1 protein-coding gene and 1 pseudogene are annotated in these 772 nt (G+C 37.8%); both read left to right on the top strand.

Annotation, left to right across the window (positions count from 1 at the left end):
- Positions 1-115, top strand: a pseudogene (locus B7709_RS10325) (ComC/BlpC family peptide pheromone/bacteriocin); the annotation flags it as partial.
- Between the two features lie 31 nt (positions 116-146).
- Positions 147-772, top strand: a 626-nt coding sequence (locus B7709_RS00115) for a CPBP family intramembrane glutamic endopeptidase (RefSeq protein ID WP_084970736.1), incomplete at its 3' end; no start/stop codon positions are given.

A 772-nucleotide genomic window follows, 5' to 3' on the forward strand; every position in this document is an offset into this window, starting at 1 on the left:
TTCTTACCCTTCTATATTAAAAAATTCAGGTCCTTTCCCAGTAAGTGGGTACTGCCCGCGTGGTTATCGTGACCTTGGTTATATAGGAGCAGGTTTTCATTTATGTGGAATATAGGCTGAAATATAAGAAATGAGGAAGAATTTCTATGAAAAAGTATCAGCTTCTATTCAAAACAAGTGCAATTTTATCCTACCTATTTTTCGTATTTGGTCTTTCTCAGCTGACGTCTATTGTTCAAAATTATTGGCAATTTTCTTCTCAGATAGGCAATTTCTTCTGGATTCAAAATATCTTGAGTTTACTTTTTATTGGAGTCATGATTGTGGTTCTTGTTAAGACAGGCCATGGTTATCTCTTTCGCATTCCAAGAAAAAAATGGCTTTGGTATTCGATTTTGACAGTATTAGTGGTAGTGCTCCAGATCTCTTTTAACGTTCAGACAGCTAAACATGTTCAGTCAACTGCGGAAGGTTGGGCTGTATTGATTGGTTATAGTGGGACTAACTTTGCAGAGCTAGGTATTTATATAGCCCTGTTCTTTCTGGTTCCACTGATGGAAGAGTTAATCTATAGAGGATTACTGCAACACGCTTTCTTTAAGCATTCGCGATTTGGTCTTGATTTGCTTCTTCCTTCTATTTTATTTGCTCTCCCTCATTTTTCAAGCCTGCCTAGTCTGTTAGATATCTTCGTCTTTGCAACAGTTGGAATCATCTTTGCTGGTTTGACCCGCTATACCAAGAGCATTTATCCATCCTATGCGGTGCATGT

Source organism: Streptococcus oralis subsp. dentisani (genome assembly GCF_002096335.1).
GTDB classification, from domain to species: Bacteria; Bacillota; Bacilli; order Lactobacillales; family Streptococcaceae; genus Streptococcus; species Streptococcus oralis_Z.